Raw genomic sequence first — 21,881 nt, forward strand, 5'->3', positions numbered from 1 at the left:
GGCGGACGATGAGCGAAAAACAGTTACGCGGTGAACTATACGGATCCTCGCTGGCAGAATCCGAGATCGGCAGCCGCCTTATAGTCGCGGAACGGTACGCAGACTGCCTAAGGCGGCTGGCCCGCGCTTCTTCCGAAATCGATCGTCGGCATCTTTCAGAGCAGCTCGAGGACACCGCAGGAAGCCTCGACCGCATGGCGGCGGACATCGCCTCAAGCGAGCACGGAACGGAAATTCTGGCCCGTGCGGGTCGACTAATTCCCGTGGTGGAGAAGCTCGTCGAAAGCAGAAGGAAGGCGATGGCGCTACACTGAGGGCGGATGAGGTTTCGGTCAGCACGGTGTTCGGGCTGAAGCCGCACGGTCCCTGCCTTGTTGACGCTCGACGGCCTAGGGCCCATCTAGTCGAGATGCCGAAGAAAACCACCATCGTCCCCACGCGTGTCCAGGCTTGGACACTGTCGCCGGAAGCTTCGTTCGGATCGGCGGTCCGCGCCAAGGGCATCCTCCTCGAGATCCGGGCGCGGCTTCCCGTCGCGGTCCGAAAGTCGCTTGATGTTGAAGGAATGATCCTGACGCTGGCCCTGCCGGAGGAGCAGGAGGATGATTTCGTGCGGACATCCTCGGCTGTCTCCACGGCACTGATCGGCATTGAAGAGCTTCAAGTCATCCCGCGCGAAATTCAGGACATCCTTGGGATGACAGCCAGCGAGCGGCACCGCTGGCTTGCGGACGGACGTCTCCAGAGTGCAGGTACCAGAACCGTGAGGCTTGCTGGACGCGCCCGGCAGATCACCTTCCATGTCTTCGATCCGAAGGTGGTCGAGGATCTCCTTGACCGTGGTGCTGTCGATGAGTGGCGTGTCGAGGATGCCGAGGCGAAGGCCGAGAAGAGAGCGAAGGCAGCCTACCAGGCGAAGCTGACCCGGATGTCGAAGAAGAGCAAGAGGTCGAAGAAGTCAGGCAGTGGCACAGAGGATTCCGCGTCTGGCCTTCGGGGCTGGGAGGACTTCGACCTTGACGGGCTGCTTCGGTGATCGGGAGGAGATGATGGACATGTCTGGAAACATCAACGAGTTTGAGCTGTATTGCCAAGGCAAGCCGCCGGAAGCCCGGGAAAGTCTTCGTCCCGTCCGACAGATCATATTGGACGCAGTTCCCAGTGTCAGCGAAGGTCGGGTCCACTTTTACCTGGTTTGCCATTTCGGTGGAGGATCAGTCGCCAAGCTTCATCTCGATGCCAAGCAGCAGGTGACCATCACCTTCGTAACAGGCGAAGACCTCACCGATCCTGCGAAGCTTCTCAAGGGATCGAGTTCCGTGCGCACCATCAAGGTCACCTCGGCTGCGGTCCTCGGAAAGCATCGCGACGCCATCGGCGATCTTCTGCGCCAGTCCTTTGCGCTGATCAGCGAGAGATTCGACGGCTCTGAAAATTTCATCACGTTGCGACCTGACCAGCCAAGTCCCTGAATGGTGCAGACCGCAACCTCGAATTTGAAACCAATTGAGTGCCGGGAAGTTCTCGCGGGATGGCAGCGAAACGTTCTAGTCCGCAGTGCATCCCTGCCACGCCCGACGGCCGATATTTCGTCGTGCGCGGTAGGCTTTGGCGCAAGAGCAATCCCGAACTCGGCAATGCCGAACGGGAAAGGCTGGTGAGAGAGTTGATGGCGGCTCGGCGCGCTGTCCGGAATGCCAAAGGCAACAGGGAGGCGATGGCCGAGGCGCGCAGGCGTGTCGATGAGGCGAAGGTCGATCTCGGCGAGCGCGGAGAGGTCTGGTGGACCGATGGATCGCCTGACTACAATCGACACATGGCCAAGAACACGCCTTATGCTGACTGGTTTGCAGGGCCGCCGAAGTAGGTCGCATTCAGAGGAGAAGCGGCGTTTCCGCTGCCGCCTTCTTTTTCGACCAAAGTTCCGTCGTGCGATCCATGACGATCAGCCCTGGCGGAAACGTCCGCTTCTGAAACGCGACCGCGTCATCGAAGCTTCCATGCAACCACCGCTCGTATTCGTCGCGATTAAGCAGGACAGGCATCCGGTTGTGGACCGGGGCGATCGCCTCGTTCGCGTCGGTCATGACACCGGAATACACCGGTCCCCACTCATCGCTGACGCGCCAGAGCCCGGCCCAGGCGAAGATCGGGTCGTCGCGATGCGAGAACCATGTTCTCGTCATGCGACCTTTCTGTCCTTCCGCTTCCGCGAAGCCCGTCACTGGGATCAGGCAGCGCGCCTGCGGCTTCTTCGCAAGCCCCACCCACATACGACCGCCAAGATCGGCGATGTTATTGACGGGCTTTGGCTTGGCTTCCGGCTTCATGTCCTTCAGCCTCAATGGAAAACCCCAGACCATCGAACGCAGTTCGCGCACGCCATCGGCTTCCGTGACGACCATCCCCGGAGTTCCGGGGTAAACCTCCTCGGGGGCATTCGATGCAATCGGGTTCGCTACTCCAAAATGGGCGGCGACCTCGGCGGCCGATTTGCGGACGGTGTACAGGTTGCACATGCGGTCTTCCTCAAGCTGATTCGCCTACAACGTAGAGCGGGACGATTTCCGGGGAATGGATCGGGAGGGTGGAATGCCGCTCTGCCATCTGTCCATGGTCTCGAGCACGGAGAAGTCATCGGAGGGGATCGGCTCGCGGAACTGCAACTTGATGACCTCGTCTATTCCGCCATGAAGCCACCGCTCGTATTCGTCCGGCTTTAGGATGACGGGCATGCGGTCGTTCAGCGGACGGACAAGATCGTTCGCCTCGCCCGTCATCCCAGCAAAGACGGGGCCGAACTCCCTGGTGTTTCGGCAGAAGCCAGCCCATGTCATCAAGGGCTGCCGATGAAGCGAGAACCAGGTCCGCGTTTTCGAACCCTTGGGGCCGTCCGGGTTGGCAAAGTGCGTCATCGGGATCAGGCAGCGGTAACGGGGATCGATAACCGTTTGCTCCCACATCGGGTTCGTCAGGTCGGCGACGAGACCTATGCGGCCGGGAGGCTCGCCGCCTCTGCGCATCTCGCTCGTCTGGCGCGGGAAGCCCCATGGGATAAGTTTCAGGCGGCGAAGGCCGTCCTTCTCGATGACAACGAGTCCATATGTGCCTTCGATCGTCTCGGGTGGCACCTCCAGCGGCGGCACGACATCGACACCGAAGTGGGCGACGATCTCCTCAAGCGATCTGCTGACCGAAAACAGGCGCGACATCAATCCTCCGTTTCGTCATACCACCTTGGTTTCATACCAGTGCTCCGCGTGTCATTGGAAGTTTCTCGACTTCACCTTCAACGTATCGATATGGAGGTCCGGAATGAAGATGTCCCGCACCTTGTTCGGCGATGGCCTATCCCTCGCATCGCCTCCTCCGGTCGAGCCGTGAGCGAACTCGTCGCCTCTGCCGGACGGGTTCTTGAACTCCGTATCGCGGTCCGCCAGCGCCGACAGGTCGCCGGATAGATCGTCAAGCTGACGGGCAATGAGATGAACGACATCGCCCTCACGCTGGATCTTTCCCTGTATGGCCATCATGCTCGCCGAAAGCACGACGTGTCGCCTCTTCTCGAACAGCGACGGCCACACGACGATGTTAGCAATACCGGTCTCGTCCTCGATCGTTATGAACATCACCCCTTTGGCGCTGCCGGGCTTCTGTCTTACCAGGACAAGCCCGGCGACACACAGCCAGCTTTTGTCGCGCGCGTTCATCGCCGCGGCGCAGGTGACTATCCGGCGGGCAGCAAGATCACGTCGCAGGAAACTGATGGGGTGCTCCCTGAGTGTAAGACCGACGTGCGCGTAGTCCTCGACGACGTTGTGACCTTCCGTCATCTGTCTGAGCGTGACTTCCGGCTCCTGCTGCTCGGCGACGGCCTTCTGCTCCCTCTCGGCGGCGGCCGCGAACAACGGCAAGGGCTCGTCGCGTAAGGCTTTGATCGCCCACAGGGCATCACGTCGCTCCAGCCCGAAGGATGGCCTAAACGCATCGGCCTCCGCTAGCTGTACAAGCGCCTCCGCCGGAACCTCCGAACGCCGCCAGACATCGTCCACGGACTCGAACGGTCGCTCGATCCGGGCAGCGATGATCCTCGCGGCATCCGCGACGGCCAGTCCAGACACCTGGCGCATGCCGAGGCGGATCGCGTGGCGGTCGGTGCCCGGAATTTCCTCGAGTGTGCAGTCCCATCGGGAATGCGCGACAGAGATCGGGCGGACCTCGACACCATGCTTCCGCGCATCGCCGATGATCTGCGCCGGAGCGTAGAAGCCCATAGGGAGCGAGTTCATGAGCGCGGCGGCGAACGCATCCGGGAAGTGGCACTTGATGAAGCAGCTTGCGTACGCGATCAGCGCGAAGGACGCTGCGTGCGACTCCGGGAAGCCGTAGCTACCGAATCCTTCGAGCTGTTTGAACGTTCGCTCGGCGAACTCCCGGGTGTATCCGTTGTTGACCATTCCTTCGATCAGCTTGGTCTGGAAGCGGGAGACGCCGCCGGTGAATTTGAAGGTAGCCATCGACTTGCGTAGCTGATCGGCCTCGCCTGCAGTGAACCCCGCGCAGACCATCGCGACCTTCATCGCAGATTCTTGAAAAAGTGGTACGCCCAGCGTCTTGCCGAGCACAGCCTCGAGTTCCGGTGTCGGATATTCGACTGGCTCCTTGCCCTCGCGGCGGCGCAGGTATGGATGAACCATGTCGCCCTGTATCGGACCGGGCCTGACGATCGCCACCTGGACGACGAGGTCGTAGAATGTCCTCGGCTTCATTCGTGGGAGCATTGCCATCTGCGCACGGCTCTCCACCTGGAATGTCCCGAGAGTATCCGCCCTTCGGATCATCGCATATGTCGCCTGATCCTCTTGCCTGACCTTGGCAAGATCAAGATCCTCGTTCTTGTGCTCCCGGATCAGATCGAAGGCCTTCTGCATGCACGTCAGCATCCCGAGGGCCAGCACATCGACCTTCATCATCTTCAGTGCCTCGACGTCGTCCTTGTCCCATTCGATCACCTGCCGATCCTGCATCGCCGCCGGCTCGATCGGGACGAGGTCGTCGAGGCGCGAGCGCGTCAGCACGAAACCGCCGACGTGCTGGCCGAGATGACGGGGAGCGCCCATGAGTTCCCGAGCCAGCCGGAGGGTCAGCACCAGGCGATAGTCGTGAGGATTCAGGTTCAGCTCTCGGACGTTGCGCTCGGTGATCTCCTCGCTCCACGACCACAGGCCCGACGACAACGCCTTTGTCACGTCTTCCGGCAGCCCCATTGCCTTGCCGACGTCCTTGATCGCTCCCTTGGCCCGGTACCGTGTAACCGTGCAGACAAGTGCCGCCCGGTCACGGCCATAGGTCTTGTAGATCCACTGGATCACTTGCTCGCGCCTCTGGTGTTCGAAATCGACGTCGATGTCCGGCGGCTCGTTTCTTTCCTTCGAGACGAAGCGCTCGAACAGGAGGTCGTTGGTCTCCGGATCGATCGACGTGATCCCGAGGATGTAGCAGATCGCGGAGTTAGCCGCAGATCCGCGGCCCTGGCACAGGATGCCCTGTGACCGGGCAAAACGGACAATGCTGTAGACCGTTAGGAAATAAGGTGCGTAATCCATCTCCTTGATGAGATCGAGTTCATGCCGGACTGAACGAATCACCTTCTGGGGCAAGCCTTCGGGATAGCGGATCGGGATGCAGTCGCGGACACACTGCTCCAGGGACTGCTGAGCATCCATCCCGTCGATCAGAGCCTCCTCCGGGTATTCGTAGGTCAGCTCCTCGAGACTGAACTTGCACTGCTCAACGATTTCCATGGTACGCACCAGTGCTTCGGGATATCGGGGGAACAGGCGCTCCATCTCCTCCGGCGGCTTGAGGTAGCGGTCGGCGTGCCGCTCCCTGTCGAAGCCGACATCATCGATCGTGGTGTTGTTGCGGATGCAGGTGACGATATCCTGGAGCTGCCTCCGCGCTGGCTCGTGAAACAGGACGTCGTTGGTGACGACGGTCTTCACCTTGAACTTCGCTGCCATGTTCGAAAGGTCATGGAGCCGCATCTGGTCGTTCGGCCGCCGTCGGAGGCAGAGCGCCACGTACGCCCGTCTCCCGAAGATTTCTGCCATTTTCCTCATCTGCACGGCGCAGGCATCGTCCGCGAGATCCGGCACCAGCATGCCGATCATTCCCTCAGCGTAGTGGACGAGATCCTCGACGTGCAGAATGCAGTTGTCCTTGCCGCCCCTTCCCTTGCCCAGCGTGATCAGCCGGGTCAGCCGGGAGTACGCGGCCTTGTCAGTCGGATAGACGAGGATCGACATGCCGTCCTGAAGATCGAGGCGGCATCCGACGACGAGGCGTAGGCCCGTCTCCCGGGAGGCCTCAAGCGCGCGGACGATTCCGGCAAGCGAGTTCCGGTCGACAACGCCCACCGCCTCGATGCCGAGGTCCTTCGCCTTCTCGAACAGTTCGAGCGCGGATGATGCTCCCCGCAGGAAACTGAAATGGGTGGTGACCTGGAGTTCGGCGTACCTCATGAGAAGATCCCGTGGATGAACCATTTGTGGGACCCGGTCTCGGGATCCACGCCGTCGCCGGACCGGAAGATCCAAAAGCGCTCGCCCGCGTCGTTCTCGATCGCGAAATAGTCCCGCACCGCTTCCAGTTCGTTAGGTGTCCGCCACCACTCGCCGAACACGCGCTCTGGACCGTCCGCGCGCTTGACGCGGTGCTGCCTGCCACGCCAGGTGATGCTGGCTGGCGGATAGTCCGGCATGAGTGCGATCGCCTGGATCTGCTCCGGTCTCGCAAAGAGCCTGATGGGTCTGCGCCAATGGCTCACCCAAGCCGCATTCTCGTCCTCAGCGACAGCCGAAACCCTTCGGACGCTGCGCTCGGGGACGTCCGATGCGAATGGAGCGACTCGGTACACGCGCTGGCCCCTGTTCGCGAAGATGTCGATCAGCGGGGTGAAGTCGGCGGTATCCTCCTCGACGAGTGACGATGCCTTCTGCTCCTCAGCGAGAGGCTCCGCGGCAACAGCGACCAGGACGAGCTTCTCTATGCCGAAGCCCGGCTCGATCTTTTCGGTCCGGTCCCTGAAGAGCTTGGTCAGCCAGGCGATGTCGCGTGCGGGTTTGGCGGTGCCTGCGCGTATCGCCTGGATCGTGTTGTCGACCTTGTGGACGATCAGATCCGTCCTTCGCGCGCCCAGGCCACGCTTCTCCAGTTCGCCGACAAGCTGCACCACCAGCCTGCCGACATACTTGTTGATCGTCTCGGCCGCACCGATGGGTTCCTGAAAGGAGCGAGAGACTTCCACCAGGTCGGCCGTCCGTATCGGATCAATGGGATCCGACATCCGTCCATACATCTGGTCGAGCCTGCGGCCGACCTCGGGGCCGAAGCGTAGCGCGAGCGGCGCTCTCGGAGTGTTCGACAACTCGCCGATCGTCTGGAAACCGAGCACGCGCAGATCCTGGACGACCTTCTCCGGCAGCCTGAGCAGTGAGATCGGAAGCTTCTCGACGGCGCGCACGATCTCGCCTCGGGGAACGATGACCATGTCGCGGGTGATGGCGCGGACGCAGGCATGGGCCGCTCCCCATGTATCGGCGATTGCAACCTTCGCGGTCAGCTTCCGTGATCGGAACAGATTGACGATGCCAGTGATCATCGGCATTTCGCCGCCCTGCAGGTGATCGGCGCCCTCCGTGTCCATGACGAGACCGTTGGTTCCGTCGACGGCGACGATCGGCGAATAGTGCCCCAGCGCCCAGAGTCCCAGACGGTCGAGCGCCGCCGCGTCCGCAACGGGATTGGCATCGACAAGCATCAGTCCGCGGAAGATAGCCTGAGCTTTGGCGGCTGGCATGCCCACACGGACGCCGATCTTCCTCGCGGCGGCATCGGCAGCCGAGACCCAACGCTTCGATCCGCTCCTTGCGATAACCGCGATCGGCTGGTCATCCGGTATGGCGGGATCGTCCCGCCTGATCCTGTCGGTGGCCAGGTCCGGAAGATATATGGATACGACCCTTGTCATCACACGCTCCGACGTAAAACTCAGCACACTCGCCCGCACGCGATCTCATCAGTTCCAAGAACCATCGTGGCCTCCCGATGCCGGGCACCGGGAGCTCCTCCGAGGGAAGCTGGCTCACCCGCCATCGGGTCGCCGCCGCCGTCGGCTGTCCGAAGTCGTTCGCCTCTGTCTGCCGCCTCCACCGCCGCACCACCAGCGCTAGCGTTCCAGTTCGCTCGGCGACGAGCTGGAGCCGCCTGCTGACGACCATCGGCAGCCGCACCATCTCGCCGACCACGGCGCCGAGACCGCCATAGGACAGCGCCTCCTCCATGCTGGCGGCGACATCCTCCTCCTTGTCGCCTTCCACGAAGATTACCCGCCGCGGATGCAGCCCCGCCTGGGCGAGGGCCGGAAAGAACAGGTCTGGCCTGGTCAGACACCACACGATCTGCCCCTTCGTCCGCGCGGCGATCCCAGCCGCGAACAACGCTGCGGCGGCTCCGTCGACAGTTCCAGATCCTCCACCTGCGAATTCGTGGAGAGCTCCGTTAGCAAGTCCACCTCCCGGAAGGATGCTGTCGATCTCGGCAACGCCGAACGGCAGACAGCCAGCTTTCTTCGCGCTCTCTCCTTCTATGGACGAGATGCGGTCGCGCAGGTCGGCAAGGACTTGATCGCGGGCAGCCGACATTGTTCGCGGAATCCTTCCGGTTCGCGTTGGTTGGAAATGACGACATCATGCCGCCCAGAATGCTTGATGTTCCTCTTCTGTTCCTTCATAAACCCAGAGTCAAGCCGGTCAAAAGTAGGAATACAGTCTCACAACTTTAGCGAATCTGCAGATTTTCGTTTTGAATCAGATCGCTAGGACATGCTCATAAGTGACCGACTTTATTGGAGAAATTTTCGTTGACACTACGACGTGGGATAGTCAGGACCTTGAACAAGCTCCGAACCAGGATATGGTCGAGCCCGCGGACTGCCGGATGTCCGTATCGCACCATCGTTCGCGGAGTCGCATCATGGCCATCTCGATTTCGCGCATTGTTGATTTCTTCCGCCGGAGGAAGCCGACTTTCGCGGAGGCTCTCGCGAAATCCGGCTTCAGGCCGGCCTGCGCGGCACGCATTGCGGTCGGCGAACGGCGAAATCGGGAACGGCTGCTTCGGCATCGAGGCTGACGGAGTGGGCCGATGAGCCGGAAGGCATCCCAACTCGACCTGACGGCGACGCTGCGTCAGGTCCGCGACCCGGTCATTACGGTCGAGTGTCGGCTTTGCGGGCGCAGTGGGCAGCTAGAGCGGGCCACGCTGGTGAAGAAACACGGAGCCGGCGTCTCCTTCGGGAGGCTGCGTCGAATGGCAGCGATGGGATGCGAAAGGCTGGTAAGTGAGGATGGGGATCGATGCGGGACACGGTTCCCGTGCCTCGATTGAGGGGCGCATTGGTAAACTTCTCGGGGTATGTTCATAATCGAGGCGGGCTCCAATAACGACGGCATGGGGCTGTCGGGAATGACCAAAACGGGATGGCTGGCTATCGTGGGCGCAATGCTTCTCGGTGTCGCCGGGTCTGCGCGCGCGGCCGAAATCGAGAAATTCGATCTCCCGGGAATGGTAGTCCCGTTTGTCAGCGTCCGAGGCCCAATTGAAGCCGGTGACGGGGATAAGTTTGAGACAGTCGTCCGTGGGTTGAGCCGTAACCGCTGCTCCGCTCCCACGTTGTGCTCACCGCCTTGATCTGTGATCGCCTATCCATGGATGAGCAACGGGAGTTTCTCCATGGAGACTACATTGGAGGTTCTCACAACCAGGAAGTCTGGACGTGAGGCGCATCGGCATTGGCCAGACGACGTTAAGGCGCAGATCGTTTCCGAGAGCCTTCGGCCAGGTGCCTTGGTCAACGAAGTTGCAGAGCGACATGGCTTGAAGCCGAACCACCTGTCGACCTGGCGGACAATGGCACGGCAGGGCAAGCTGGTTCTGCCAGCACCCGAGGATGCGGTGGAGTTTGCAGCGGTTGTCGTCGATCCACCCGTTGCGGAGCCGCCCATCAAGAAAGCCAGCCGTCCCGAGATCATCGTCGGCGCTGTCACCATCCGCTTGGAAGAAGGCGCGTCCGCCTACCGGATTGCCGCTGTCGCGCGTGCATGCGCGGTTCCCGCATGATCTTTCCATCGAACCGGGTTCGGATCATGGTGGCGACCAAGCCTGTCGATTTCCGCAAGGGTCATGACGGCTTGGCGGCGCTGGTCAAGAACGAGCTGCATAAGGACCCATTTACGGGGACGGTCTTCGTATTCCGGTCACGCAAGGCGGACCGATTGAAGCTGATCTACTGGGATGGCAGCGGTCTGGTGATGGCCTACAAACGGCTGGAGGAGCACACGTTCGCCTGGCCAGACATCCGGGACGGTCTGATGACCTTGGGCCATGCCCAGTTCGAGGCGCTATTTGCGGGGCTCGACTAGCGGCGCGTCCGCTCCGTTGAGACAAGAGCGCCGACAGCAATCGAGTAGGTGCGTCACGATGACTCGGTTCGCACATTCCGGCGGCGAAACGATGCCAGATTTGATAGACTTTCTGCATGTTGGATGCGGTCGATCTTCCAGACGATATTGCTGCCCTGAAGGCGATGTTGATCGCGTCGCAGCTTCGTGAAGTCCGCAAGGATGAGCGGATCGAGCGGCTGGAGAAGTTGGTCGCAGCTTTCAAGCAGGCTGCCTTCGGCCGCAAATCCGAGAAGACCGATCCTGAGCAATTCGATCTTGCACTGGAAGACTTGGAAACGGCCATTGCGGCGATCCATGCTGAAGACGAGGCCGACAGCGCTCCGGGTAAGCCGCAATCCAAACCACGCGCCGCCAATCGGGGCTCTCTTCCTGCCCACCTTCCTCGTGTCGAAGAGGTCATCGAGCCGGAAAGCTTGATCTGCACCTGTGGCGGCGGCTTGCATTGCATTGGGGAGGACGTGTCCGAGCGACTCGATATCATCCCGGCACAGTTCCGCGTCATCGTCACTCGTCGTCCCAAATATGCCTGCCGTGCCTGCACCGATGGAGTGTCCCAGGCTCCAGCGCCTGCACGATTGATTGCCGCCGGATTGCCGACCGAGGCGACCATCGCGCATGTGTTGGTGTCCAAATATGCCGATCACCTGCCGCTCTATCGGCAGGCTCAGATCATGAGCCGACAGGGCGTCGATCTCGACCGCTCCACGCTAGCCGACTGGGTCGGCCGTGCGGCATTCGAACTCCGCCCGGTCTTCGACGCTCTCATCGCTGACTTGAAGCGATCGACCAAGCTGTTCATGGACGAGACCCGTGCGCCAGTCCTCGATCCTGGCTCCCGCAAGACCAAAACAGGATACTTCTGGGCGCTGGCTCGTGACGACCGATCATGGAGTGGAGGTGCGCCACCCGGCGTGGCCTTTACCTACGCACCGGGGCGCGGCGGTCAGCATGCCGAGCGGATACTGCAAGGGTTTACGGGCGTGCTTCAGGTCGACGGCTACGCCGGATATAATCGGCTGATCGCACTGGATCGTGTCGGTCCCGACATCCAGCTTGCCTATTGTTGGGCCCACGCCCGTCGCAAGCTGGTCGAGATAACGCGCAGCGGATCGGCACCAATTGCCGAGGATGGCGTCAAACGGATCGGTGAACTCTACCGGATCGAGGCCGAGCTACGCGGACTTTCCGTCGATGCTCGCTTGGCTGGGCGGCGCGAACGATCAGCGCCATTGATTGCGGATATGCGAACTTGGCTGACACATCATCGCGCCCGCGTCGCTGGCAAGTCGCCGCTCGGCGAAGCGCTTTCCTACATCGCCAAATATTGGGATGGCCTCTGCCTATTTCTCAGCGACGGACGCATCGAGATAGATAACAATACCGTTGAGCGAACCATCAGGCCGATTGCGTTGAACCGAAAGAATGCTCTTTTTGCCGGACACGATGCGGGACCGGAGAACTGGGCGACCATCGCCTCGCTGATCGAAACGTGCAAGCTAAATGTCGTCGATCCGTTGGCCTACCTGTCCGCAACGCTCACTGCTATCGTCAATGGCCATAGGCAGAGCCGTATCGAAGAGCTGATGCCGTGGAATTATTCACGGCGGTCAAACGGCTATAGTCTGCTGTTGGGCACAAAGCAGACTTCACGGACGCAGCAGGTGGGTTGCTTACCAATATTTTGGAACGTAGTGTCCTCGATTTGGCGGGCGGCAGGACCTTAAATGAACGATGAACTCATATCGCAGTTGCGGAGCGACATCCCTTACATTCACGACAAGATATACGTCGATAATGCCTCGGTAACGCCCATACCGACACAGGTGCAGCTAGCCAGCGAGCACTACAACAGGATCGTATCGGAAAGGCTGCGGGAATACCGCGCTGCATCACTCCCGTTCTTCGACAAAGGACGTGCTCTTGCGGCAAAGCTTGTCGGGTCACGTCCCGACAATATCGCTTATGTCCAGAATACTGCGCATGGGCTCTCGCTGGTCGCCCTTGGCGTGGGCTGGCGTCCAGGTGACAACATCGTCGTTTGCGCGGAGGATTTTCCGTCAAACTATCTTTGCTGGGTGCAGTTAGCCGAGATGGGTGTCGATGTTCGGCAGGTCGACTCCAGGGCGGGACGCATCGATGTCAGTGATGTGCGCGAAGTCATCGATAGCCGGACCCGTGTCGTCTCGGTGAGCCACGTCCAATTCTACAGCGGGTTCCGTGTTGATGTTGCAGCCCTTGGGGAAATCTGCGCCGCCTCCGGGGCTCTCCTTGTTGTGGACGGCACTCAATCCACCGGGGCAATCAAGCTTGATGTCTTAGCCGCAGGTGTCGACGTGCTTGTCGTCAGCGCTCACAAGTGGATGATGGGACCGCGCGGGATCGGTTTTGCCAGTTTCTCCGAACGCGCTCTGGGTGCGATCACCCCGAGGGTTGTCGGTTGGCTGAGTGTCAACGATCCGTTCGCCTTCAACCGCAAGCTCGACTTCCTGCCGGATGCCCGGCGGTTCGAGCCCGGGACAGCCAATGGTTCAGGCATCCTTGGGTTGGCCGAAAGGCTTGCCCAGATCGACGAACTGGGCATTGACCGGATCGAGGAGAGGATTTTGTCGCTCAGCAGGCTGCTTCGTGAACGCGCACGAGAGCAAGGTCTCGAACTGGTCTACGATTTTGACGGCAGGAACGGCTCGGGGATAAACCTTCTCAGGAAGCCCGGAACGCCGACCTCTGAAACCCATGCCAATCTGACCGCCAACGGCATCTTCGCCAGCATTCGCAATGATGCAATCCGGATATCACCGCACTATTACAATACATCAGACGAGATCGAGCGCATCGTGATGGTGATGTCGAGTGAACGGCACGGACCCGCATGACCGCTTGTGGCGCTTTATTGCCGTCAATGCTACAGCGGTAGCTTCGGAGCGGCCCACCGCACCTGGTCAACGTGCGAGGAAAACACCGCTTACGTTGAGCCGGGCATCTGTCATTCTTCAGAGCCCCGGCGGCCTCGTGAAGGAAGCCCTGCATATCGGCGCGACGATCCGGATGGAGGGCTTCGCGACGATGGTGCCCGCCGACAAGCAATGCTTCTCCGTTTGGGGCCTGATCTGGGTATCCGGTGTCCGGCGATACATCTCCGATACATCGCTGATCGGTTTCCATGCAGCCTATAGAGAAGAGAACGGCGAATACCGAGAGAGCGGTGTCGCGAACGCCGATGACCTCTATCGAGCAATTGACAGCGACGGCAGATCGGCGACGTCGAATACTTTCCTGCTCACGAGCGGATTCGAAGAGAGAGACCGATGAGCAAAGCCTGACGTGCCCCTCAATTTCGCAAGAGCGTTAGAGGTCGGGCAACGAGCGGATCGCGGCATCAACAACATCCTCTATTTGCCGAGATTTATGGATCATGTCGTCGGTCCCATAATGATTCTCTGCGAAGGTGTCGCCGTAGATGATGGAAATGCACGTATCTTCGGTCACTGGCGGAAAGCGAGTGCTCGCAGCCGACGATCGCCCATCGTTTCAGGATCGAGCACAACGATATCCGGATCCGTCACTGATCCAGAGACTCCGCATCTTAATCCGTGAGAAGAGTGACCTTCGCACCAGAAGACTCGAACGCCTCCACGATTCTGTTTCCAACGTCAGTTGCGTCGATCACTAACACGCTGAGTTCTTCAAGCCGAGTCTGTGGATCAACCATGATCGTTCCTGCTAGTTTTTCGGAGTATGCGCATCCCTAAGGCAGAACTGTTTCGCTTGGGTTACCGAGTTTCAGTAAGGTCTGAAATGGCTTAGCCACAGCATAATGCGTCTAGTCCCGAGCTAGGGCAATCCATGGGGCTAAGGACTTCGTGGCGAAGGCTAGACCGAAGCATTAGATGGATCGATTGGACCAAGGAATGGTTAGTCGCTAGGCCAACTTCCTAACGTGCGATGACTCCGGTCTACCTGAATCCTAGATGGCATGACGGTCGATCTTTTCTGCCTAGGCCTTCCCCCTCCCTCGCCGCCAACAAAAGTCGACCGATTGCGCCGGGGCACGGTCGAATACTCCTATGCAGAACCGTTGCGACGTTTCAAAGATTCGAAAAGGAAAACACGAGAACGGAGTTCCGCAGTTCCGCAACATTCTCTCGCACTATCCGGAAATCCGACGGATACACAACATGTCCGCGGGAAGTGCGGGGTTGCAGAGGAGCTGTGGGCAAAAGGACGCGAGAGGGCGGTCTGCGTGAGTTACCGCATACCCTCTCCTTGGAGCGCGCGTAGCTCCTGAGCGAGGAAGTGATAGATGCTATCATCGACAGGGACAATGCGGCAGACGCACCGCGCGCGATGGAAACCAATCTGAGCCGATCCGGCCGGCTGTCTGTCGGAGACAACTTCGCGCCGCAGCGTCCGCAAATCTTCCGTCTTGAGAATCTGAGCTCAGCGTGACTGACGGCAAAGACGTGAGGAGTGCGAACCGGAACGGCGGTCCGCGCACCGTTTAAGATTATGGGCGTGCGCGTTCCGCTTCACCCTTTTCCATTACAACGGAACGCAACATCTCAGTTGCATCAAGAATCCAATCCTTGAACCTGGCACTTCGGCCACCACAACAATGCTGCCAGCAGGATTCGACCTCGAGTCCTTCTCTAATTGTTGACACTAACTATCTGTTTATAACCGGCTTTTTTGCTTCACTCATCGGAGAAATTCCGATAAGCCAAACCTAATGTGGCGCATGCTCGGACGGATGGCAAAACATCACACCCCGCTACGAGCGCGACTGTGAAGGGAAACAGATGGCGTTCGTTCATTGGCCGACGGAGGTGCACATGAAGCCGATGAGTGTCCTGAAGGTTGGACACCCATTTATCATGGAGGCCGACGGCGGCTACCCCGACGGCGTAAACTGGTACCTCTTCGAACGTTGCCGAGGGAGGATAGACCCTTCGGATCTGACGAAACCCCGTACGGCACCGGACGAGCCCTCTCACAACAGCGTTGAGTCGATTGTCTACGCAATCGCCAACGTATTGACGTGGGGGGAAACGCTCGAAGCGCACCCCTCGTGTGGCGTTCTTCGGTGGCACCAACTGAAATTATGGCACGTCACAGAGCTCTATTCGGACGCTCTTGCCCGCGGCTACTGGACGCAAGGATATTGGGAAACTGGAATCCCTTCGCCGCTGCATCCCGAATCGACAATACAGCCTCGACTCAATGAGATCTTGCTGTGTTGGTATTGGATGGAGCGATATGGCCTTATCGCGAAATTCGATGAACCGTCGCCTCTCCGTGCCATCGGCACTGCGAAAAACAAGGCGAACCAATCGTACGCCACGCGCAGCGCGGCACTAAAAGAAACAAGCCCGAAGAAAAAGCAATTCCGCAGAAATCGCGCGAAACCGGGCGACGGAGTCATGCCTGGGATGGACCACCTACTTGACTGGATTGAACGCATTCCATCGGAGACACCGCGCAGGGCCGTGCTTCATATCCTTGATCGTGGTCTACGCATTGAAGAACATGAAGAGAACACTCTTCTTCCAGGGATCGTACATGCGCGCGACTTGAGCCACATTCGACGCGATGTACGGCATTATTCATGGACGGACGAACCGAGACTACTGAAGTACAGCCTGACCGATGACCACATGATCGGCGTTCTCCCCGACCGCAAGACAGCGTTTTCCAGCGACGCCCTTATCAGTCAGCGGATCATTGGCAAGGGAAAAAAGATCAGGCTGGCTCACATGACTCGCGGCTGCGCCCAGGCACTGTGGGGATACGCCGACGGCACCCGGAGGGTTATCCTACAACGAAACGGTATCAAACCCTCGAAAGCTAGCGCGCACCTGTTCCTCAATCGAGATGGTCGTCCCCTGACAGCGGGGGCACTTGCCAAGGCGATTAGCAGGGCGAACGAGGACATGAGTTCACCATTTCGCATAACGGCACATGTTTTACGCCACCTCTTCGCCTGCTTCTTCCTGAAGAACGCGATTGAAGGCCACGCATTCCGCGAAGGTTTGACTGTGGCTCAACTCACTTACGAGCAAATCGAAAAGATTGCCGAAAATCCAGCCCGGGTTCTGCAGCTTCACCTTGGGCACGCCGACTTCGAGGATACTGCTGGATACATCAAGCTACTGATCGATTGGTGGCTTACACCGATGTATTTTGACATGTGGAACGATTTCCTGGATGGACAGCATGCCTAGAGGGCCGCGTATCGGATTGAAAACTAATCAACCTGAGTGTCTGGCCTTTCCCAAGCCAATCGCGCCTCATCCATACAACACCGAAAATGCACGCGAACGTGCGCTTGATTTTGAAGAGTTCAAGGACTGTTCTCTAATTTACCTAAATGCCAGCGAAATTCACGACGAGTTTCTGAAGGGAAAAAACCTAAATAAAGAAAAGCAGAAAATACGTGTAGTTTGCGACTTTATAAGATACTATGAACAAAAAATGAATATAAAGGTCACCTCAACAAAAAACATTAATGTTTCATTCTGCGTTGATTACATCATTTATTGTATAAATAGATTTAAATCACCAGCCATTAAAATCCGTTTTTGCTGGCGCCTGCTTCGAACTATCGGCGTTTCATCTGACATTATACCCCCTAATCCTACCAGAGAAGCCGTTGGCGATGCACGGGAGGAGCTAGACGCACAGAGCGCCCGGAATTTTCTGAACAGGGCAAAGCAGGAAGCAAGGGTGATTATTGAGCGTTTTCACCAGGCAGAAGAAATGAATGCGAGGGGACGCGACCCGCGTCGCGCGGCTGGAGCGAGACTTGGCGCCTGGGATCAACTCGAAAATCGTCTTTGGGTCTGCAGGGAGTTGCTAGGTCTGCAGGCGAGGACTGAGAGAGATCTGATCGAAGTCGGGCACCGAAACATTATCAGATCGATGGCAAAACGATCTGGTGCTGTGGTGATCGACCCAGTACGCGGCGCAGTCCAACAGACTGGCCTGGCTGCGCATTTCCGTTTTTATCACCCTAGCGTAGCTGATCTTGCGCCGTTCATCGCACTCCTGTTGATCAGAGCCAATGTCAACCTACAGACCGTCGCCGACCTGCAGGCGTCTTCAATGTGGTGGAAGCCTTATGCGCGTGCATTCTATCACGAAGAGGAGCCAGAACGATGGGTGTCGATCATCCTACCAAAACTCCGCGGCGCTCAAGGCGGCAGACGCAAGCGCCGAGACGGGACGAAGGTCGGAAAAGCTGATGTCAAGTCACCTGCAACGATCAGTATTCCCAGCCTGAAGCGACCGTGGTCACATCCTTTCCAAATTCTCACCTTTCTTCAGGAGATGACACAGCCTCTCAGGAATGAAATTAAAAGGAGGATTGATGAACTTTCCGCGAAAGCGGACCGTTCAGAGCAAGAGAGACGAGAGCTTGATAGGCTGCATTTTATTAAAGACGATATGTTTGTCTATCGCAGCGAACAGGAAGTCACCTCGCTTAAATTTGTGACGCGAGAGCAGCAAGTGACACCTCGCCCCCTTGTTGAGGTGTTAAAAAGGTATGGCTTGACCGCTGGAGTGAAACAGCTCCGTGATGCGGGCCTGCAGTTTGGATTTCGAGTATCGGGAAATAACCTACTCATACTTCATCTGTTAGCGCGCCATTCTAGCCGTGAGACAGCCGCCGCGTACGCGCGTCGTCGGGAGTTCTTCCGGAGAAGCGAGGAGCTATTTATAGCGATCTTCGAAAAGTCTGTCGCACTGGTCCGATCATCCTCCTACTCCATCGCGAACCTCAGAGCAGCACTGAGAAGCTCGGGGCTTGATGACTGGCAGATTACAAACATTCTGAATCCCGACAACCGAAGTCGCTATGGCAACCGATGCGGTGGCCCCAACTCGCCCCCGGAACCCTTTAACAAGGGCACGCCCCCCGGCCAACTCTGTCGTAGTCAGGACTGCATTGACGGCTGTCCTCTGGCCCGCTTTTTACCCGACGCCCTCCCTTTCTTGGTCAGGATATGGAGTTCCATCGTGCAGCAATTATCGAATGTCGGTATCGCGGCAGCGTTTGACAACTCGCTTCAGCACCGGCTCCAGAGGCTGGAGAGGATTCTTGATAAATATCCCCGAGAGGACGTGTTGGCTGAAAAGAATAAACTCGCGACAGAAGAAGGGGGCAACCGATGATAGATGCCGCGATCGAGAACTATTCTCTTCTCGAAGAAACCGAGGCAAGCCTCTGGCTCGCGTTGTCGCGATCTCAAAATGCGTTGCGTCCGCCATACGCGCCGATGATGCAGGTCACGCCCTTATCTGTGTTTGTCCAGAACCAATGGCTCCTTCCAATTTCCTGGTTTCCAGCGGGGTCACATCCTAAGGCCAAACTGAATTTTCTAGGGAGGGTATTTTTATCAAACGGACGTACAAGACGTCTGGATCAAGGATCGTTTTTGATTCAGCAACTGAAAGAGATCACATATTCCCTCCTACACATAATACACATCTTTTCCGACGCTCGAAAGCCGTCAACGGTGTCCAATACGTTCAAGCTAGTCCGAAAATTAGTCAACGCGGCAGCCGAAGTTGGATGCAGTAGTCTCTCCGAAATTACTCCCGCCAATGTCCAGAGCATCATTGAACTTGCCGGTGTGGGAATTGCAAATATTCAGCAGACGGCGTGGCTGGACAATATAGTTGAACTGAGCCGAAGGGGGTATGTAACTGACGGCGTCCAAAACTACGACTTTGAGATCGATATCGTAATTCCCAACGTGGACGTATCTCGACCAAGAGGCAAGCAACCACTCAATGATGATGAGCGGGCGCTCCTCTTAACTAGGCTATTGCTGGTCACCGATCATCAAGATGAATTCATTTCCTGGACGGAAGATTGCCTCGCAACACCGACAGCAATTTTTTCTGCAAGGGAATGGCTTTCAAAGGTCTTTCCGAAAGCAGCGGACACGGACTACGCGTATCCGGACATCTTGATACATTTATACCAGGCTGCAGTCGGGCTATTAATCGGCGACTCGGTAGGCCCCCGCCCCTCCGAACTCCTATCGATAGAAAAGGGTTTCGTTCAGCGCCACGGCCCGAACTCATTTTTCTCGCTCGATTATTTTACTTTGGATGCGGTCACTACCAAATCCATTGAAAAAATTGGTGGTTTACGGAGACGCCTCCGCATTCCGGAACTCATCTATAAGGCAGCGGCTGGACTGGAGGAGATGCACTCCTTGTTGGGCCAAAGGACAACAAGGCTTTTTTCTGGGGTCGCCGAGGAGCTGGAATACAGCACAAACAGATGGAATTGGATTCTACGGAGGTTCTGCGAAGTCGCGGATCTTCCATTTCGGGTTACACAGTACACTGGTCGCAAAACTTTAATCTCCAACGTCGCGCGGACTGTCACGAACGGTCTGGCCGCAGCACAAGTCGTGATGGACCATGAGGATCGCGGAACCACTGCAGGATATGGCCTTTCAAATCCTTTCGTCCGCGAAGAGATATACGCAGAGTGCCTCGACGCCTTTCGAAATGGGACACGAACACTCCTCGAGACGACCGTAGCTGCAGGAGGCCCAGGCCTCGGCGGAAAGGGCGGAGCCCGACTTGAAGCGAGCGTCGCATCCCTTGCAGGCCATGATGGCGTCGTTGTGCCCGAGGCGATCGAAACATTTGTCGAGGAACTGCTTCAAGAGGGCGTCCTGCCGATCCCGGTCGCGCGAGGAGTACTTTGCATGAAACAGGCCACAGCCAAGGGCGAATGCGGAAGTGTCATCCCTGATATTGGGGGATGCAAACCCACATGCCCTGCGCAGGTGCAACAACAGAACAGGCGGGACCTGATGCGCTGGGAATTCGAGATGGTGCGCTCAGGCGGCCTGGACGAGCAATCTGTACTTCAGCGGGCATTCTGGTTGAACGAAATCGAGAGCCAATTGGCAGCGTGGCCAGACATGAGACCAGATTTCGAGGGAATTGTGACTGCCGTTCCGGCACTGAAAGGAATCCGATGACGTCGCAGAGCTTCAACCCCAAGACGAAGGCCTTGGATGGTCTCAGGAATGCAGCTTCCTCGCGGACGGAAGAGGCGCTGCGGAAGATACACTCTGGTATGACATTGATCGAGGAAGAACTTCAGACCGGGCAACTTTGGCAAAGGCTAGGCGATAAAGCCGAGCTCGAACAGGGAGACTTCATGATTCTGTGCGGGCTAGGATGGAATTTTCTTAATGGTTCGAAACACAAGGAAACAACGAAACCCGATGTCCTAGACTTCCTGGCTCGCGTGAACCGGGCGCTGCGCATGCAACTTGCTGATCTTCCGGACATCAAGACAGGAAGTTTTCCTACTAAGGCGTTCGTCCAGCTCCAGGCTCGGTACGAGCGTCTGAAAGCGGAACGAGATGGATTGCGCGACTACCTCGATCGCGTGCTCACTCGCACACATGAATGGCATTTAGAGCGCCTCCAGGCCCTTCGAATGGTGCGAGAGCTGAAAGAGGCTGCGGGAGTATCAGTTGTACATCTTCACCGTCGATAGCCATTGAAAGTCATGTGAAAATACACTATCTCATGGGTGCCTCCGCAATGAGGCTATGGTGCTAAACCTTATGTGCAATAGATGTACAGGACGCGGCTTCGAAGCCGCCGCCTCCACCAAGAACAGCCGAAGCCGACTGCTGTTGATGGGGGCGAAATGGGATCGACTGGCATTGAAAGACATAAGCTGTGCTCGGCATGATACCACCGTTATCGGGTCAAAAAGTGTAGTTGCAAACGACAACAACGCTAAGGAATACGCTCTCGCTGCCTAATGGCGGTGCGGGAATTCCGCTCTAAGTCCTTTGAGGTAGCACTTTAAGGCGGGGTTCGGAGGTACCTGGCAACAGAAACCTCCACCTTCTCACGCTCTACAGTTAGTCCACGTCGCGGCGGGCTTAAATCAATGATTTAGTTATTCTTTTCTCGTCAACTAACTCGTTAGATGTCCTTATAAGGTTCGGTACCCGGCGCCTCCACCAAAAACCGGTCGGTCTGTTCGGACCGGCTTTTGATGGGGGCGAAATAGGATCGACAAGGGCGTAAAGATCGAACTTTTGCTCGGCATGATACCGCCGTTATCGGGTCACAAGTGTAGTTGCAAACGACAACAACGCTAAGGGTTATGCTCTCGCTGCCTAATGGCGGTGCGGGAAACCCGACCTAAGTCCTTGCGGTTAGCACCGTAAGGCGGGGTCCGAAGGCACCAGGCAACAGAAGCCTTCACCTTCTCCATTCGCTTCAAATTATATATGATGGTCTGACTCGGCCCTTCGGGGGTTTCCCACGGCGCGCCAACATGGCATATAGCCTTGATTTGCGACG

18 protein-coding genes, 2 other RNA genes and 1 pseudogene are annotated in these 21,881 nt (G+C 57.9%); 16 read left to right on the forward strand and 5 right to left on the reverse strand.

The features are described 5' to 3' along the window. Window positions 1–8: 8 nt before the first annotated feature. The 4 genes from DEM27_RS20210 to DEM27_RS20225 all read left to right on the forward strand — a co-directional run bounded on the left by DEM27_RS20210 (window position 9) and on the right by DEM27_RS20225 (window position 1,867). On the forward strand, window positions 9–314 hold the full coding sequence (locus DEM27_RS20210; protein ID WP_128755537.1) for a hypothetical protein: 306 nt from the start codon (window positions 9–11) through the stop codon (window positions 312–314). Window positions 315–409: 95 nt separating this feature from the next. Further along, window positions 410–1,036: a hypothetical protein gene (locus tag DEM27_RS20215; protein WP_109460190.1), complete on the forward strand. Its 627-nt coding sequence runs from the start codon at window positions 410–412 to the stop codon at window positions 1,034–1,036. A gap of 19 nt (window positions 1,037–1,055) precedes the next feature. Then, entirely contained in the window at window positions 1,056–1,472 is a 417-nt protein-coding gene (locus tag DEM27_RS20220) for a DUF1801 domain-containing protein (protein ID WP_165823504.1), read from the forward strand. A 59-nt stretch (window positions 1,473–1,531) separates the two neighbouring features. Next, window positions 1,532–1,867 (forward strand): hypothetical protein, encoded by a 336-nt coding sequence (locus tag DEM27_RS20225; RefSeq protein WP_109460066.1) that lies wholly within the window; start codon window positions 1,532–1,534, stop codon window positions 1,865–1,867. 7 nt (window positions 1,868–1,874) lie between these two features. Here DEM27_RS20225 and DEM27_RS20230 read toward each other — a convergent pair whose 3' ends face one another. The 5 genes from DEM27_RS20230 to DEM27_RS20250 are packed head-to-tail and all read right to left on the reverse strand — an operon-like array spanning window position 1,875 to window position 8,705. Next, window positions 1,875–2,519: an SOS response-associated peptidase gene (locus DEM27_RS20230; protein WP_109460067.1), complete on the reverse strand. Its 645-nt coding sequence runs from the start codon at window positions 2,517–2,519 to the stop codon at window positions 1,875–1,877. A 24-nt stretch (window positions 2,520–2,543) separates the two neighbouring features. Continuing rightward, window positions 2,544–3,212: an SOS response-associated peptidase family protein gene (locus DEM27_RS20235; protein WP_109460068.1), complete on the reverse strand. Its 669-nt coding sequence runs from the start codon at window positions 3,210–3,212 to the stop codon at window positions 2,544–2,546. A gap of 51 nt (window positions 3,213–3,263) precedes the next feature. Beyond that, window positions 3,264–6,524, reverse strand: a complete 3,261-nt coding sequence (locus tag DEM27_RS20240) for an error-prone DNA polymerase (protein WP_109460069.1) — start codon at window positions 6,522–6,524, stop codon at window positions 3,264–3,266. Next, complete coding sequence (locus DEM27_RS20245; protein WP_109460070.1) at window positions 6,521–8,032, reverse strand: Y-family DNA polymerase; 1,512 nt, start codon at window positions 8,030–8,032, stop codon at window positions 6,521–6,523. Before DEM27_RS20245 ends, DEM27_RS20240 begins: the two co-directional genes overlap by 4 nt. Beyond that, window positions 7,953–8,705 (reverse strand): ImuA family protein, encoded by a 753-nt coding sequence (locus DEM27_RS20250; RefSeq protein ID WP_109460071.1) that lies wholly within the window; start codon window positions 8,703–8,705, stop codon window positions 7,953–7,955. Before DEM27_RS20250 ends, DEM27_RS20245 begins: the two co-directional genes overlap by 80 nt. Before the next feature lie 331 nt (window positions 8,706–9,036). Between DEM27_RS20250 and DEM27_RS34075 the strand changes: the two genes are divergently transcribed. The 12 genes and pseudogenes from DEM27_RS34075 to ssrA (DEM27_RS20315) all read left to right on the forward strand — a co-directional run bounded on the left by DEM27_RS34075 (window position 9,037) and on the right by ssrA (DEM27_RS20315) (window position 21,784). Then, window positions 9,037–9,195: a hypothetical protein gene (locus tag DEM27_RS34075; RefSeq protein WP_165823505.1), complete on the forward strand. Its 159-nt coding sequence runs from the start codon at window positions 9,037–9,039 to the stop codon at window positions 9,193–9,195. 612 nt (window positions 9,196–9,807) lie between these two features. Further along, window positions 9,808–10,182: an IS66-like element accessory protein TnpA gene (gene tnpA, locus DEM27_RS33805; protein WP_245445966.1), complete on the forward strand. Its 375-nt coding sequence runs from the start codon at window positions 9,808–9,810 to the stop codon at window positions 10,180–10,182. After that, window positions 10,179–10,484: an IS66 family insertion sequence element accessory protein TnpB gene (gene tnpB, locus DEM27_RS33810; RefSeq protein WP_133251700.1), complete on the forward strand. Its 306-nt coding sequence runs from the start codon at window positions 10,179–10,181 to the stop codon at window positions 10,482–10,484. The genes tnpA and tnpB overlap by 4 nt, the downstream gene beginning before the upstream one ends. A 116-nt stretch (window positions 10,485–10,600) precedes the next feature. Next, window positions 10,601–12,124: pseudogene (gene tnpC, locus DEM27_RS20275) on the forward strand (IS66 family transposase); the annotation flags it as partial. Window positions 12,125–12,250: 126 nt separating this feature from the next. Then, window positions 12,251–13,399 (forward strand): aminotransferase class V-fold PLP-dependent enzyme, encoded by a 1,149-nt coding sequence (locus tag DEM27_RS20280; RefSeq protein WP_109460075.1) that lies wholly within the window; start codon window positions 12,251–12,253, stop codon window positions 13,397–13,399. Further along, the gene (locus DEM27_RS20285) at window positions 13,377–13,835 is read left to right on the forward strand and encodes a hypothetical protein (RefSeq protein WP_128755538.1); all 459 of its coding nucleotides are present in this window, start codon (window positions 13,377–13,379) and stop codon (window positions 13,833–13,835) included. Before DEM27_RS20280 ends, DEM27_RS20285 begins: the two co-directional genes overlap by 23 nt. A 1,520-nt stretch (window positions 13,836–15,355) precedes the next feature. Continuing rightward, entirely contained in the window at window positions 15,356–16,744 is a 1,389-nt protein-coding gene (locus DEM27_RS20290; protein ID WP_165823506.1) for a site-specific integrase, read from the forward strand. Beyond that, window positions 16,728–18,695 carry a hypothetical protein gene (locus tag DEM27_RS20295; protein ID WP_128755539.1) on the forward strand — a complete coding sequence of 656 codons (1,968 nt, stop codon included), beginning with the start codon at window positions 16,728–16,730 and terminating at the stop codon, window positions 18,693–18,695. The genes DEM27_RS20290 and DEM27_RS20295 overlap by 17 nt, the downstream gene beginning before the upstream one ends. Further along, window positions 18,692–20,530: a hypothetical protein gene (locus DEM27_RS20300; protein WP_109460079.1), complete on the forward strand. Its 1,839-nt coding sequence runs from the start codon at window positions 18,692–18,694 to the stop codon at window positions 20,528–20,530. The genes DEM27_RS20295 and DEM27_RS20300 overlap by 4 nt, the downstream gene beginning before the upstream one ends. Then, a complete protein-coding gene (locus tag DEM27_RS34080) occupies window positions 20,527–21,057 on the forward strand; it encodes a hypothetical protein (protein WP_165823507.1) in 531 nt (176 codons plus the stop codon). Before DEM27_RS20300 ends, DEM27_RS34080 begins: the two co-directional genes overlap by 4 nt. Continuing rightward, window positions 21,057–21,417: a transfer-messenger RNA gene (ssrA, locus tag DEM27_RS20310) on the forward strand. Before DEM27_RS34080 ends, ssrA (DEM27_RS20310) begins: the two co-directional genes overlap by 1 nt. A 33-nt stretch (window positions 21,418–21,450) precedes the next feature. Beyond that, window positions 21,451–21,784: a transfer-messenger RNA gene (ssrA, locus tag DEM27_RS20315) on the forward strand. Window positions 21,785–21,881 lie beyond the last annotated feature (97 nt).

The organism is Rhizobium album, assembly GCF_003122325.1.
GTDB lineage: Bacteria > Pseudomonadota > Alphaproteobacteria > Rhizobiales > Rhizobiaceae > Metarhizobium > Metarhizobium album.

Bases quoted from the DNA above. Each gene is read 5' to 3' on its own strand.
- DEM27_RS20245 (WP_109460070.1), bottom strand. From the start codon at position 8,032: ATGACAAGGGTCGTATCCATATATCTTCCGGACCTGGCCACCGACAGG.
- DEM27_RS20220 (WP_165823504.1), top strand. From the start codon at position 1,056: ATGTCTGGAAACATCAACGAGTTTGAGCTGTATTGCCAAGGCAAGCCG.
- DEM27_RS20240 (WP_109460069.1), bottom strand. From the start codon at position 6,524: ATGAGGTACGCCGAACTCCAGGTCACCACCCATTTCAGTTTCCTGCGG.
- DEM27_RS20300 (WP_109460079.1), top strand. From the start codon at position 18,692: ATGATAGATGCCGCGATCGAGAACTATTCTCTTCTCGAAGAAACCGAG.
- DEM27_RS20235 (WP_109460068.1), bottom strand. From the start codon at position 3,212: ATGTCGCGCCTGTTTTCGGTCAGCAGATCGCTTGAGGAGATCGTCGCC.
- DEM27_RS20280 (WP_109460075.1), top strand. From the start codon at position 12,251: ATGAACGATGAACTCATATCGCAGTTGCGGAGCGACATCCCTTACATT.
- tnpB (WP_133251700.1), top strand. From the start codon at position 10,179: ATGATCTTTCCATCGAACCGGGTTCGGATCATGGTGGCGACCAAGCCT.
- DEM27_RS20295 (WP_128755539.1), top strand. From the start codon at position 16,728: ATGGACAGCATGCCTAGAGGGCCGCGTATCGGATTGAAAACTAATCAA.
- DEM27_RS20210 (WP_128755537.1), top strand. From the start codon at position 9: ATGAGCGAAAAACAGTTACGCGGTGAACTATACGGATCCTCGCTGGCA.
- DEM27_RS20215 (WP_109460190.1), top strand. From the start codon at position 410: ATGCCGAAGAAAACCACCATCGTCCCCACGCGTGTCCAGGCTTGGACA.
- DEM27_RS20225 (WP_109460066.1), top strand. From the start codon at position 1,532: ATGGCAGCGAAACGTTCTAGTCCGCAGTGCATCCCTGCCACGCCCGAC.
- DEM27_RS20230 (WP_109460067.1), bottom strand. From the start codon at position 2,519: ATGTGCAACCTGTACACCGTCCGCAAATCGGCCGCCGAGGTCGCCGCC.
- DEM27_RS34075 (WP_165823505.1), top strand. From the start codon at position 9,037: ATGGCCATCTCGATTTCGCGCATTGTTGATTTCTTCCGCCGGAGGAAG.
- DEM27_RS20250 (WP_109460071.1), bottom strand. From the start codon at position 8,705: ATGTCGGCTGCCCGCGATCAAGTCCTTGCCGACCTGCGCGACCGCATC.
- DEM27_RS20290 (WP_165823506.1), top strand. From the start codon at position 15,356: ATGAAGCCGATGAGTGTCCTGAAGGTTGGACACCCATTTATCATGGAG.
- DEM27_RS34080 (WP_165823507.1), top strand. From the start codon at position 20,527: ATGACGTCGCAGAGCTTCAACCCCAAGACGAAGGCCTTGGATGGTCTC.